This is a genomic window from Bradyrhizobium jicamae, from assembly GCF_001440395.1.
Lineage (GTDB): Bacteria > Pseudomonadota > Alphaproteobacteria > Rhizobiales > Xanthobacteraceae > Bradyrhizobium > Bradyrhizobium jicamae.
On the sequence record NZ_LLXZ01000139.1, the window covers coordinates 1 to 12,943 of the forward strand.

13 protein-coding genes and 1 pseudogene are annotated in these 12,943 nt (G+C 62.5%); 2 read left to right on the forward strand and 12 right to left on the reverse strand.

Going from position 1 to position 12,943, the window contains the following annotated elements; translation table 11 throughout:
- Positions 1–216 precede the first annotated feature (216 nt).
- The 7 genes from CQ12_RS22630 to CQ12_RS22655 form a co-directional block, all read right to left on the reverse strand.
- On the reverse strand, positions 217–732 hold the full coding sequence (locus CQ12_RS22630; protein WP_057837515.1) for a S26 family signal peptidase: 516 nt from the start codon (positions 730–732) through the stop codon (positions 217–219).
- Positions 729–1,193 (reverse strand): DUF2840 domain-containing protein, encoded by a 465-nt coding sequence (locus CQ12_RS22635; protein ID WP_057837516.1) that lies wholly within the window; start codon positions 1,191–1,193, stop codon positions 729–731. Before CQ12_RS22635 ends, CQ12_RS22630 begins: the two co-directional genes overlap by 4 nt.
- Positions 1,194–1,707: 514 nt before the next feature.
- Positions 1,708–2,589, reverse strand: a complete 882-nt coding sequence (locus CQ12_RS22640) for a replication initiator protein A (protein WP_057837517.1) — start codon at positions 2,587–2,589, stop codon at positions 1,708–1,710.
- Positions 2,590–2,609: 20 nt separating this feature from the next.
- Positions 2,610–2,888 (reverse strand): helix-turn-helix transcriptional regulator, encoded by a 279-nt coding sequence (locus CQ12_RS22645; RefSeq protein WP_057837518.1) that lies wholly within the window; start codon positions 2,886–2,888, stop codon positions 2,610–2,612.
- Between the two features lie 124 nt (positions 2,889–3,012).
- The gene (locus CQ12_RS22650) at positions 3,013–3,486 is read right to left on the reverse strand and encodes a DUF2285 domain-containing protein (RefSeq protein ID WP_245310085.1); all 474 of its coding nucleotides are present in this window, start codon (positions 3,484–3,486) and stop codon (positions 3,013–3,015) included.
- Positions 3,487–3,592: 106 nt separating this feature from the next.
- On the reverse strand, positions 3,593–3,724 hold the full coding sequence (locus CQ12_RS46555) for a transcriptional regulator domain-containing protein (protein ID WP_245310088.1): 132 nt from the start codon (positions 3,722–3,724) through the stop codon (positions 3,593–3,595).
- Between the two features lie 217 nt (positions 3,725–3,941).
- Positions 3,942–4,220 carry a DNA -binding domain-containing protein gene (locus tag CQ12_RS22655; RefSeq protein ID WP_057837520.1) on the reverse strand — a complete coding sequence of 93 codons (279 nt, stop codon included), beginning with the start codon at positions 4,218–4,220 and terminating at the stop codon, positions 3,942–3,944.
- A gap of 216 nt (positions 4,221–4,436) precedes the next feature.
- Between CQ12_RS22655 and CQ12_RS22660 the strand changes: the two genes are divergently transcribed.
- On the forward strand, positions 4,437–4,664 hold the full coding sequence (locus CQ12_RS22660; protein ID WP_057837521.1) for a helix-turn-helix domain-containing protein: 228 nt from the start codon (positions 4,437–4,439) through the stop codon (positions 4,662–4,664).
- A gap of 63 nt (positions 4,665–4,727) precedes the next feature.
- Here the strand turns inward: CQ12_RS22660 and CQ12_RS22665 are convergent, their stop codons facing one another.
- A complete protein-coding gene (locus tag CQ12_RS22665; RefSeq protein ID WP_057837522.1) occupies positions 4,728–5,048 on the reverse strand; it encodes a DUF736 domain-containing protein in 321 nt (106 codons plus the stop codon).
- A 418-nt stretch (positions 5,049–5,466) separates the two neighbouring features.
- Between CQ12_RS22665 and CQ12_RS46560 the strand changes: the two are divergent.
- A pseudogene (locus tag CQ12_RS46560) lies at positions 5,467–5,633 on the forward strand (DUF736 family protein); the annotation flags it as partial.
- Here CQ12_RS46560 and CQ12_RS22670 read toward each other — a convergent pair.
- From CQ12_RS22670 to CQ12_RS22690, 4 genes are all read right to left on the reverse strand, one after another.
- Positions 5,601–6,074 carry a hypothetical protein gene (locus tag CQ12_RS22670; RefSeq protein WP_057837523.1) on the reverse strand — a complete coding sequence of 158 codons (474 nt, stop codon included), beginning with the start codon at positions 6,072–6,074 and terminating at the stop codon, positions 5,601–5,603. The pseudogene CQ12_RS46560 and the gene CQ12_RS22670 sit on opposite strands and share 33 nt — an antisense overlap.
- A 139-nt stretch (positions 6,075–6,213) precedes the next feature.
- A complete protein-coding gene (locus tag CQ12_RS22675; RefSeq protein WP_057837524.1) occupies positions 6,214–7,137 on the reverse strand; it encodes a DUF2493 domain-containing protein in 924 nt (307 codons plus the stop codon).
- A gap of 342 nt (positions 7,138–7,479) precedes the next feature.
- Positions 7,480–8,541: a DUF7146 domain-containing protein gene (locus CQ12_RS22685; protein WP_057837526.1), complete on the reverse strand. Its 1,062-nt coding sequence runs from the start codon at positions 8,539–8,541 to the stop codon at positions 7,480–7,482.
- Positions 8,541–12,863 carry a bifunctional class I SAM-dependent methyltransferase/DEAD/DEAH box helicase gene (locus tag CQ12_RS22690; protein ID WP_057837549.1) on the reverse strand — a complete coding sequence of 1,441 codons (4,323 nt, stop codon included), beginning with the start codon at positions 12,861–12,863 and terminating at the stop codon, positions 8,541–8,543. The genes CQ12_RS22685 and CQ12_RS22690 overlap by 1 nt, the downstream gene beginning before the upstream one ends.
- Between the last annotated feature and the right edge of the window lie 80 nt (positions 12,864–12,943).

Sequence of the window (12,943 nt, forward strand, 5' to 3'; positions counted from 1 at the left end):
GTGGCTCGGTGAGGAGCGAAGCGACGAGTAGAGCGCGGGCCGAAGGCATCGCCCGTATGCCATCAGCACGTTATTATCGCACTCCTCTTGCCTCGTGAGCGAGGGTCCTTCCGTAGCAAACCCGAAAGTCTTAGCGACCGTGTTGCAGCGTTTCGAATGCAAACCGAATGTCCGTCATGGGGCGCCCGCGAACCTGGAAGCTGACGACTCACACGGTTAGTTCTCTCCATTCGTCCAGATCGGCAGCGCGCGGGCAATGATTGCAGAGGCCGGGAAAGGCCCGAAGTAGCGGCTGTCCAGCGAATCCGAAAAGTGCCAATTCATGAGGAAGACGTCATCTCGCGCGACCACACGGCAGCCCTGCCAGATCGGGAGCGGACGGCCACGACTGTCGCGATCGCGCGCCTCGCCGAATTCAATTCCATCGACCGTAATGGTGCGGCCGCTTCTGCAAACCGTTTGTTTGGGGAGTGCCAGGACGCGCTTCAGCATCGGCAGGCCGCGCGGCAGATAGCCGCGTTCAGCAAGGAACGCAGCAAGCGGCTCCGGCGGCAAGACCGCGACAAGTTCGGAGACAAACAAAGTGCCGGGGGGGTGCAGGCGATAGAGCCCAAGCGGGGCACTCTCTGAGACGTTCCAGACGTACAGCGGAGCGGACCTCGAATCGATCACGGATACCAGCAGGGCGACCGATCCGAGCATAGTAAGAAGCGTCGTCATCCGGTGCTTCATGGCGCAATCTTCCGCCGTTGAAGCCAGACCTGATGCCGCGACCGCGTGTAGAGCCTCGGTGCTTCTCCGACGGACAGGCGGTTGTGCACATGCTGCCAGTAGTCAGTTGCTGCGTCGGCAGCATTGATTCCGAGCGCCTCCACGGCGTCGATCAATTGCAGGACCCGCTCGACTTTCGGCCAGCCGGAGAGCCGCAGCAAGATGTCGCCGCCGGGGCGTACATAGGGCACGGTCGCACAACGCTGGCCTGGCGCAGCGGCTCGCAAGATATCAATCTTCGAAACAACGGTTCCGTAGTCACTGGATGTCCAGCGCACGAAAGCGAAGATGCTCCCAGGTGCAAATGAGACGACACGGCGACGTCGATCCAGGATCTGTTCGGCTGCTACTCGGCCGAACCGAATCCAGTTCTCGATCCGCTTCTCAAGCCACAGCAGTTCGACATGTGTGAGGTCGCTCATGCAGCTCCTCCGCCGTTATGGAGGACTTCGATCGCGGACAAGTCGCCATGTCCGACGGCCACACATGTTCCGCGTCCAAAGCACGCGATCTTCCAATGGTCGCGCAGGCCGGACGCGATCGATGATGATCTTGCTCTGCCGAATCGAAGCATAGACAGGGTGCGCCTCGCGCCCTGTTCTGCCGACTGCAGCAATCCCTTTGGAGTGCTAAACCACTGCGAAGCACGATCGGCGCCTAACTCACCAGCCGTCCAATTCGGGGGTCGCGAACCGTCATTGCTGATGCGATGGCCGGTTCGCGCCCTTTGGCGTGAGTTCACGAACACCCGCTTTCCAACAGGCTGAAAAACGCGCGCTCCCGTTAGAAAGAATCCGAAGGATTCCAGGTTAGTAAAGTTACGGCGGCCGCAACTCGTTGAGAGCCAAAACGTTTCACCCGATTTTGGTCCCCGATAACACGAGGATCGGGTCCCTGTTGGCACGTCGGTTGTAGTGCCCAATAGCACGAACTGATTCACAGGTTTTCCCCCGAGCGAACATTCAGAGCGCGCTTGCGCAGACGCGCCGCGATGGGATCGGCAGCAATCGGCGCAAAGGCCAGACGCTCGTCGCCGCGCAAGCCGCGCTCAATGACGAGTTGGTAGCCCGGCAACGTTTGACGACGGACAATCTCGCGCAGGTCGTAAGCAAAATGTTTGAGCGGCGAGAGGCTGCCGGATTTTGCATGGAGATGAATAAAGTCGAAGCTCCAGCCATCCTTCTGTCTGCCGCCGTGCTTGCGAACAATGCGATAAAGCCAGCGTTCCAGCCCGCCCGTCAGGTCGAAATACGCCCGGTCGATGGTGAGAACGAGCGCGTCATCAAGCACGCCGGCATAGAACCAGTCCGGCAGGATCAGCTCCAATCCACGGGGCCGGCCGTGCACGTCGGCTGTCTCTTTCCATTCATTGATCCAGGAGAATCGATGCCGTCGCCGATCTGTCGGTTGACGGATAGACGTCATCACAGTGGTCGATTGCAGCCGGTCGAGTGCGGCCTTGAGACGGTCGTAGTCTCGAACGCTGGTGCCGCGACCGACGAAGGTCAGAATCTCATACGGCGTTGCAGCCATCAGTCGAGAGGTCTTCAATCCACCGTCCCGGGCCTGGACAATCTGCGACGCTGCCCAGATCAAGACGTCAGCGTCCCAGATGGTAGCCATGCCATGCTCGGGCACGGCTTCGACGCGAATGGCAACTTTGCCGGCCCGGAAATCAATGGGGACGACTCGCCTCGATTTGGCGAGCGAGAAGAACGGATAGGCCATCAAATCCTGCGCATCGCGCGGCGCGAGATCGCCAGGAAGCGCGCGAAAAAGACCCAGCTGCTCCCGGTCAGAGATGTGTCTGCGGTACATCGAGATAATACCTAGCGAATTCAGCGACGCGGCCGGCCGGCATACGGTATGGGCGCATGCCGCTTAGCCGGCAGCACGGTGCCTGCGCCGGGATCGGAGGTCGAAGTCTTGGCGCCGCGGTCAGCCCAGGCTTTCAGGTCCTCCAGCGCATAGACGACGCGTCCGCCGAGCTTCCGATAGGCGGGACCCGTGCCGTAGGTTCGGTGCTTTTCCAGGGTCCGGCCGGACAGACTGAGAAATCGAGCAGCTTCTGGCGTCCGCAGATATCGCTGCGGCAAGCCGGCGTTCGGATCGGGCATTGGCGTGGCTCCGTGATCGTTTCGAGCGCAACCGCGTTTGGTCGTGCGTCGACGGTCACGATGGCGGAGTAGAACGGCCTAGGGGGATGCCGAAGATGCGGGGACGATTTTCGGCACCCCTGCCCTATTCCTTGCGGGATGGTGGACGAAGCAAGGCGCGATAGCCGCCACGCACCAAGGCTAAGCCAGCCTGCACCAAGCGGATGGTGCGGCTGCGCAATTCGTGCGTCTTCCAGGCGCGTTCGGGGATGCGTTTTCGGCCGAACAGCACCTCGGCGATCACGCGATAGGAGGCGCCATCTATGTGACCATCGAGCGCTCGTAGCGCCAAGCCCAGTCGTTCGCGCCGCTGCGCCGAAAGCTGATGGAAGGGAGGTCCTGCCGGACGACCATTGATGGCGCGCCACAGCCGATGTGAGGCATGCGCCCGGATCTCAAAATCAGGATCGAGCGCCAGTTCGGCTGCATAAGAGACACCCGGCTGCGGCGCCTCTTTCAGCCACAGATGATGTTGCGCCCCACGAATGCGCAACACGGCATACCAGCCGTCCGATGCCTGTTTGATGCTGCCCGATGCGAGCTCGGCAATGGGTAGCATCGCGCCAACACTTGGCGAGGCAGACACGTTCCGGACGATCGGCAGTACCGTGGGCAAGGCCTCGGGTGCCCAGAAGATCGTTTGTTCGTAGAAGGACCCCTGCGGGTCATGAGCGAAAGCAGACGCCCCATCTCCTTCGGAATTCGGAGGTCACCTGCCCCCCTTTCGGTCGAGCATTCCGGTAAGCCATTCGATAATTCGTACTCCGTCGGAGTGACTCCCAAGCGAAATCTGCCATCTCCCCAGATTTGATGGCATTCTGATATGTCTCCGGTGAGCGCCAGTCGATGTCAGACACTGCTCTGCCCCTGCCGTAAAACGATTACGGCCTATCTCTATGAATCCTGGAGTTGTTGGGGAAGTCAGCAATTGTGCATTGCGCGATGCACGCGGGCGATCACGCGTTAGCGGGAGAAATCTGTTCTCGATTGCAGATTACTGGTGGCAGATTCTTGCTATTTGATCGCTCCGCCGCGAAGCAAATCGCGATAGCCGTGGTCTGCCATCCACTTTGCACGCGCCAAGTGACTATCAAATGCATTGCGAGCGCGCGACGGTTCGCGATCCGGGTCGATATGCAACACGATCCGAGCAACTTCCTTCCACCCGGCGCCGTCGGCCTCGGCATCGAGAAGACGCCAATACGTCACCAGATGCTGTTCATCGTAGCTCGTCAGCACCGGATCATTCGGAGCTGCGTCGGCGACATCAGGATCGAGGGGCGGTTTCTGCATCGTACCCACATTAGAACGCCAAGAGTGGCTATGCCACGGTTCTGTCGCAATCCAGAGCCCCGTCCGTAATCCTGGATTTTCTTTCAAGGCTCGTTCGCTATATCGGCGACCAATCGACTAAACCTCATTGCGTTGCCGCAGATGATAGCATCCCCGGAGACGAATAGGAACGATCGTTCCTAGAACGATCATTCCGGTTCGGGTTCCCATACCGCCATGGATCTCAAAGAGATCATGGCTGTGAACCTGCGTCGAAAGCGCCACGATCTAGAAATGACGCAAGAGGAGTTGGCCGAGCGCGCAGGCCTAAGCGCCCGTTATGTCGGCGCCATCGAGCGCGGCGATGTATCAGCAAGCGTCACCGTGCTCGGACAAATTGCTGAAGCATTGGGGATCGAACCGGGAGACCTGCTCAAGAGGGCGGCGCGGCTTAGCAGATCCTAAGCCGCCCCAAGCTAGCCGCGAAGCGCCCCGCTGGATGAGCGGGGCGCGGGTACTCGGCTCGACTCACTCCCCGTTCTTCCGCGGCCGCGACCAGAGGAGCGTGTACCCTTCACCGCCTTCGTCGTCGAACAGGTTCGCGTAGATCGGTGCGTTGAATGAAGGATCGTCGAGCTTGAGCGAGAGGTAATCGCGGCCCTCTTGGGAGCGCTTCGACCAGGCGGCGCCAATCTCGGCCCGGCCGACGTAGATGCGGTGGCTGGGAGCGTTGTCGTTGGAGCGGTTGGTCTCTGCGACGATACGAACGCCCTTGGCCTGCAAGCTCAGGGTGACGATCTCGCCCTGGAAATCGTTGCCAACCTTCTTGAAGGAACCGATGTTAGCCATGTCACTTCTCCTGTTTGTGTTTCGAGCCCGCGACCACCGCGGCCTCGATGGCGATGGACGGGCCGAGGACGATCGGCGACGCACCCGCTCGCGGGCCGAAGCGCAGCGGAGGACGCTGTCGTAGAGACTTTCTTGCCTCGCGAGGAATGGGCGCAAGCCCAGGGGAAGAAAGTCGCGTCAACGGCGTTGCGGCTCAGACGATCGAGGCGAAGCCGGTCTTTGGCCAGATCAAGCCATCAAAGAGGCCACGTGCGTCCGCGTGCTGAACCGCAATCTCGGGAGAAGACTTGGCAAATCTCGGTTGAGTTGCACAAGAGGTGCAAACGGTTTGGCGCAGTAAGAGAAACAATTTGCCGCAAAGGGCGGTATCGTCCCTGAAAAGTCCGACCAAGAGGGGCTCGTCGTACCCCGCAGCTAAGTGGGCCGGACTGAAATGGACGCCGCTTGGTCGAAGCACGCCGACGAAGGCCGCGATTACCTCTCGCTCAAGCTCGGCGCCTCCTCAACGCGCCGCTTCGGGCGAACCTGTTTGACGAGGAAGGCGGCGAAGGATCATCCCTCGCGCGTGGCCGTCATGAGAACTGATCGAGGCATATTGTCCGCCGATTCCAACGGACGGGTCTCCGCGAAAACGGTCAAGCGCGTCCAGGCCGTACCGCCGATGCAAACCGCGCCCAGGCAAGCGAAGGCCTCACGCCAAGCCAGCGATGGCACCCCGACCTGCGACAGGACGAACGCCACATGATAGCCAGCAGTTGCCGCGGGAACAGCGAATGCCGTCGCGATCGCGATGCGCAAGGTCCAGCATCGACTAACAGCGACGGAAACCTGACCGATCGCGAGCGTCAGCGCGCCAGAGGCCATCCCGACGAGCAGCCCGCCAACGATACCGGTGCCACTCTGAAACGCTATCATCCCGATACTCACTGCGACGAAGAACGGCAGGGCATAGACCGCCAGCGCAAAGATCAGCCAGCAGAACAAGCCGATACCGACGGTGTTGAGGAGAAGCCCAAGGGCAAGCATGGTGGTGGCTCCAAGTGCATAGATGTAACGGTCGCGCCTTCCACCACCACCGCGGCGCGACTTTGGAGATACTATCAAAACGAGGCGGAGTTGCGACGTGCAACTCCATCTTGACGGTCTTAGTTGAGCAAGACGGCGCTCACGCGCCGCCGAATTTCCAAACGGGGATCCCGAGGCGCTTCGCCTTGTCGGCGAGGTTGTCCTGGATTCCAGTGCCAGGGAAGTGCATGACGCCGATTGGCAGGAGTTCGAGCATGGCATCGTTACGCTTGAACGGTGCCGCCTTGGCGTGCTTGGTCCAATCCGGCTTGAAGGCGATCTGTGGCACCTTGCGGCTGGCCGCCCATTTGGAGGCGATCAGTTCGGCGCCTTTAGGCGAGCCGCCATGGAGCAGGACCATATCGGAATGCTTGGCATGGACCTTATCGAGTCGATCCCAAATGAGATGGTGGTCATTGAAGTCGAGCCCACCGGTGAGTGCGACCTTCGGTCCTGGCGGCAACATGATCTCGGTCTCGGAGCGACGTTTGGCGGCGATGAAGTCGCGGGAGTCGATCATCGCTGCGGTCAGCGTACGATGATTCACCAGTGATCCCGATCGGGGGCGCCAGAACGAGCCGGTGTGTGTCTCAAAGCGTTCGATGGCCTGGTCGCGGAAGAGTTCCAAGCAGTTGCGGCGCTCGATGAGTGTGATGCCCTCGGCCGTCAGGCGCTCGAGTTCGACCGATCGCACCTCAGAGCCGTTCTGCTCGCGCTGGCTCTTCTGCTGCGCCTGTTCATTGTCGTCGAGCTGGCGTTCGATGCGGTCGACGGCACGGTGAAACAGATTGACGGTCGACCAAAGGAGCTCGTTGAGATCCGGCACAAGCCGCGTGTCGCTCAAGGTCGCAACCAAGGCGTCGAAGATATCGGCAACCGCGCCGGCGATTATCTTGCCCTCGGGAAGCGGTCTTGGGTCTGGCTCGTCGTCGAAGGGACGGTAGCCGAAGAGCTTCAATTCGGTGAGGACGTGGTCGGTTGGAGATGAGGCGTGCGGCGGTTCGATGTCGTCATGATCGGTCATGGGAGGATGGCCTTTTTCGGGTCGGCCGCGCCCATCGCGGCCTTCGTGGCGATCACTCAGACGGCGGGCGGAGCGGGCCAGAACCCGGAGCGGAGCGGAGGGCCGAAGCGACAGCGGAGGATGGCGAAGGCCGGCTATTTTGTTTCGCGATGCAAAGCGCGCTGGTCAGATCGCTATCGTGTCTTCTCATCGCCTGCGCGCGGCGGAAAATAGCCGGCCGCAGCCATTGCCGGCCCGGCCCGCTTGCCGTCCGATCGCCCTCTAGAAGGCCGTGGTCGCGTCCTCTTCCGGAAGAGGCCTCACCTATGACCGACCTTTCACGATCGATCGAACGACAGCGGCTTATTCCGCGGCCACCGTTGACGCATGCAGGAAGCGGGCGACATCCTCCGGTACGAGCTGAATGCGTAAGGCTGCTCGGAGGACCTCGAGACCGAAAACGTGAAGATCTTCGTTGAAGTCGCCCAGCCGGGGCGACAGCGCGATCGCTTCGATGCCGGCGTCTGCTGCGCGCTGGGCCAGAACGGCGTACACCGTGTCCCCGGCGGTATCGGCATCGCGGGCGATGTAGAGACGACGCAGGCCAGATGGGAGCAGCATCGCTGAGAGGTGATTGGCTGAAAGCGCAGCCGCCGTTGGCATAGTCGGCAGCACGTAGCGTAGCGACAGCATGGTCTCGATACCCTCGCCGGCAGCGAGCACATCGTCCACCACGCCGAAGCGAACGGCGTTGCCGAGAAGATCGCCCATCGCCCGTCGTGGCGTATCGATCGGAGCCTTGCCGAGCCGAATCCGATCAAAGCCGCCGGGATCGAGCCAGGTCCGATGCACGCCGGTGATCCTGCCATCGAGATCCGTGACGCAAGCGATCATCGCTGGCCAGGTCTCGGTCGGCAGGTGCTCGTCCGGCCGATAGTAGCAGCGTGGATGAAAGCGCAGGCTGCCACCATGGTGCACGTAGGCTATCCCGCGACGCTGCAGATATCTCTCAACAAGGGTCCCCTGGATCGGGCTGGATATCGCAAAGAGCCTGCGGGCTGCCGCTTGCGAACCGGCTGGCACCGCCGGGCGATCGGGCTTCGAGACCAATTCCGGCTCGGTACGAGGCAGTCCCAGAAAGCGCGTCGCCTCCTTTGCCACCTCGCGGAAGTCGCGCAAACCAAGGCTTTCGCGAATGACGTCGAGGAGATCGCCATGCTCGCCCGTTGCAGCATCGGTCCACTTGCCGGCGGGACCCTTCCGTGATTCCTGGAGCCGCACGAACATCGAGCGGCCCGGGGTATTGTGGACGTCGCCGACCAGCCAGTATCGGCCCTCCCGCTTGCCATTGGAGAGATAGTGTCGGCACACCGCCTCGGCCTCGCGCGCGAGGCGGCGTGCCAGTTCGCAAGGCTCGCGGGGCATCAGGCGGCCTCCCGCGCACTGATGCGCGCGACCGGATAAGACTCGAGCACGTTCGACAGGACCTCGACGCCGCTCACATCCGTGGGTACGAACATGCGCAATTTCCAGGAGATGATCTCCCCAAAAAGGCCGTAAGTTCGCAGGCGATCGCGCATCGTGTCGTTGAATCCGGACAGTTCGATCCGGTATGCGCCCATCACCCGGACACGGCGAAGCTGGAGATCCTCGGCAAGATCGAGGACGGTCCGCCCCTCCATCAGCGCGGCAAAGGCAGCCTCCGGCGTCAGCGCGGGCGCGTCAGCCGCAAGGATGTTGGCGACCCAGGCAGCGGAGACCTTGCGCCCGATGATGCGTTCGCCCGCGTCAGTCTGGAGACGATAGACCCGGGTCGATTCGTTCGGCAGCCGCTTCCAGATGGGCAAGAGCAAGCCCGCTACAACATGGATCGTACTCTCCGTGAACTCGGGTACATCGGCGAGCTCCGCCAGCCAGGCGACGGTAAAGCGTTCGCGATCCGCATCGACCCAATGGCTTTCCGCCATCATGTTGAGGAAGACGCTTTGTTGCTCCATCGGCCGGATCAGGCGAACGCGCCGCTCGATCTCGCCGTCGTCGAGCATGAAACTCGGGGCTGGCTCCTGCACGGCGGAACGTCCCGAGCGCTCATTGATCAGCAGGACGGCTTGACGATCGGAAAGGCGAGCGAGAGCGTCATCCAGGCCCACAGGATGATTGCGCAGGCGCTGGGTAATCGTAAGCAGCCGGGTTTCGGCGCCTGTGCCGGGATGTGAATAAATCGTCCGCCGGTCGGTGACGACAAAGCTTTCCGCACGTAGCGTTTCCAGTCCGACGTCATAGGTGCCGGATGCGACCGCGCCCTCGATCCGAGCAGTCAATAGCTGCTCGAACGCGGTGAACAGAATGTTCTGTAGGTCGATGGTGAGCGCCAGCAGCCTGTTCAGGAAAGTCGTGATCGGCGGCAGTTCGTCCCTGAGCCCGTTGGTATCGGTCAGCTTCAGACCGGTCGAATCCTCGAACTTCTCGAGCGAGCAGCCGTCGACCTTGCCTCGCGCGAGCAGCATGTAGAGCTGACGCAATGCGTCCCGGCCATACCGGCTTTCGAGGTTGTCCTCGGGGCGGAACAGGCCCTGCCCTCCGGTCTGGCGCTGGCCACGCGTAATGGCTCCCAACGTGTCGAGCCGGCGGGCAATCGTGCTGAGAAAGCGCTTTTCAGCCTTCACATCGGTCGCGATGGGACGAAACAGCGGCGGCTGGGCCTGGTTGGTCCGGTTGGTCCGGCCGAGCCCTTGGATCGCGGCGTCGGCCTTCCAGCCGGGCTCGAGCAGGTAATGGACGCGCAAGCGGCGATTTCGCGCGGACAGTTCAGCATGGTAGCTCCTACCGGTGCCGCCGGCGTCGGAGAACACCAGGATACGCTTGGCGTCATCCATAAAGGCCGAGCTTTCCGCGAGGTTGGCCGAGCCGGCCCGGTTTTCGACCACCAGCCGGCCGCCCTTGCGAACGATGCGGCGCGAGCGGCCGGTCACTTCGGCGACCAAGTCGGTGCCGAAGCGCTGGACGACTTGATCCAGAGCCCCAGGGACCGGAGGGAGCGAGGCAAGCTTCTCGATCAGACGGTCGCGGCGGGCGACCGCCTCCCGGCTCTCGACCGGTTGGCCGTCACGATAGACAGGCCGGGAGCAGAGGTTGCCGTCCGAGTCGGTGAAGGGCTCGTAGAGCTGGACCGGGAAGGAATGGGCGAGATAGTCGAGCACGTACTCACGCGGAGTGATGTCGACGCGGACGTCGCCCCACTCCTCGGTCGGGATATCGGCCAGCCGGCGCTCCATCAGGGCCTCGCCTGTCGAGACGATCTGGATGACGGCGGCGTGGCCGGCGTCGAGATCGCGCTCGATCGAGCGGATCAGCGACGGTGTCTTCATCGAAGTCAGGAGATGGCCGAAGAAGCGCTGCTTGGCGCTTTCAAAGGCCGATCGTGCCGCCGATTTGGCCTGCCCGTTCAACGTTCCGGTCTCGCCGGTGATGTTGGCGGCCCGCATCGCCGCGTCGAGGTTGTTGTGAATGATGGCGAACGCATCGGCGTAGGCGTCGTAGATGCGAACCTGCTCCGGCGAAAGTTGATGCTCGATGAGCTCATACTCGACGCCCTCGTAAGAGAGCGATCGAGCCGCGTAGAGACCGAGGGCCTTGAGATCGCGCGCCAACACCTCCATCGCCGCGACCCCGCCCTCCTCGATCGCCTCGACGAATTCTGCCCTGGTGGCGAACGGGAAATCATCCCCGCCCCACAATCCCAGTCGCTGTACATAAGCCAGATTGTGCACCGTGGTGGCGCCGGTTGCCGACACATACACCACACGCGCGTTCGGCAAAGCGTGCTGCAGCCTCAGCCCCGCACGCCCCTGCTGAGAGGCCGCCTGGTCGCCACGTTCGCCCTTGCCCCCCACCGCATTCTGCATGGCGTGGCTCTCGTCAAAGACGATCACTCCGTCGAAGTCGGAGCCTAACCATTCGACGATCTGCCGAACCCGCGAAAGCTTTTCACCGCGCTCATCGGTGCGCAGCGTAGCGTAGGTGGTAAATAGGACGCCTTCCGAAAGCCGGATCGGCGTGCCCTGCCCGAAACGCGAAAGCGGCGTCACAAGCAGTCGCTCCATGCCGAGCGACGACCAGTCGCGCTGCGCGTCCTCGATCAGCTTGTCGGATTTGCTGATCCAGACCGCACGGCGGCGGCCATTCAACCAATTGTCGAGCAGGATGCCGGCGACCTGCCGCCCCTTGCCCGCGCCGGTGCCATCTCCCAAGAACCAGCCGCGGCGAAACCGGACGGCGTTCTCTGCGTCCTCGCGCGCGGCCGCCACGACGTCAAACGTCGCATCAACCGTCCAGGAGCCCGCAAGAAGTTCGGAATGCGCTTCGCCAGCGTAGATGACGCTCTCAAGCTGGGCGTCCGACAGGCTGCCATTCGCCACGAGACCGGCTGGCAGATGCGGCCGATAGGAAGGTCTTGGCGGCGCGACGGATGCCATTGCAGCCGACTGCACGAGCTTGGTCGGATGCGCCTGCGCGTCCGCAATGCGGACCGATTGCAATCCGTATTCCTCATAAAGCGCATCGGTAAGCCGGGCACCTTCCGGCGGCGACCATTCGACTATTTCGTATGCGAGCTCTACGCTTTCTGGCGCGGCGATGCCCGAAGTAGAGAATAGGCGTGGCGCGGAAGTGCCGAGGGATCGAGACTTCTCGGGGTGTCTGCCGACGTCGATCACGACAGGGGCGGCAACAGGCAACCTCGGAGGCGCATGCTGGGCCACCCAGCCGAGCAAGGTAGCGACATCGCCCGCCATGCCGAGCGAGGCCGGCAAGACGTTCGGGTCCGCCGCGGGCTGCTTGTCGATCACAAGCAGCCTTGTGTCGGTTTGAGTTCCGTGTTTCGCGTAAGCGGCACCGTCGACCGCGGCAGAGAAAACAACACGCCCGCGTTCCTGAAAGCGTACGAAGGCATCTCGCCATGCCGGACTGTCCGGCGCGAAGCTTGCACCGGTGATGGCGACCAGACGCCCACCGTCGCAAAGGCGCGCCAAGGCCGAAGCAATGTGCCGAAGCGCCGCGTCCGCCATTCGTCGATCGACATTCGCCAGCGCCGAGAACGGCGGGTTCATCAAGACGACGCTAGGTACGAAACCAGCTTTGAGGTGATCATCGATCTGGGTGGCGTCGAACCGGGTGACCTCAACGCCGGCGAACAGATGATGGAGCAATGCCGCACGGGGTTCGGCCAGCTCGTTCAATATCAGGCCGCCGCCGGCGAGCTCGGCGAAGATGGCGAGCAAGCCTGTCCCCGCGGACGGCTCCAGGATGCGGTCGGCGGGTGTAATGGCGGCTGCGGTACATGCGACCAGTCCCAGCGGGATCGGCGTCGAGAATTGTTGAAGCGCCTGGCTGTCCTCGGAACGCCGCGTATGGGTCGGCAGACAGCTCGCGATTTTCGCAAGCATCGGCAGCATCGCGGCCGTTGAGCCGGCCTTGGTCCGGATGGCCGGACCGAACTTGCGAAGGAATAGAACGGTGGCCGCCTCGCAGGTGTCATAGGCGGTCTTCCAATTCCAGGCACCGGCCCCGTCCGAGGCGCCGAAGGCAGCCTCCATGGCGCCACGCAGGACCACGGCATCGATGCGCCGGCCGCGTTCGAGATCGGTCAAGAGCTGTCGCGCAGCCCTGACCGCAGCGGAGGTGATAGTTGCAGCGGCACGCATCGAGAGCGGCGCCGCGGCAACGCCGCCGGCGAGAGATTCGGTCATGGGATTTCTTTCGGAGAGCAGGAACGGGTCGAACCGCCCGGCGCTCTCCTCAAGACCGCGGCGATTCAAACCCTTCCCGG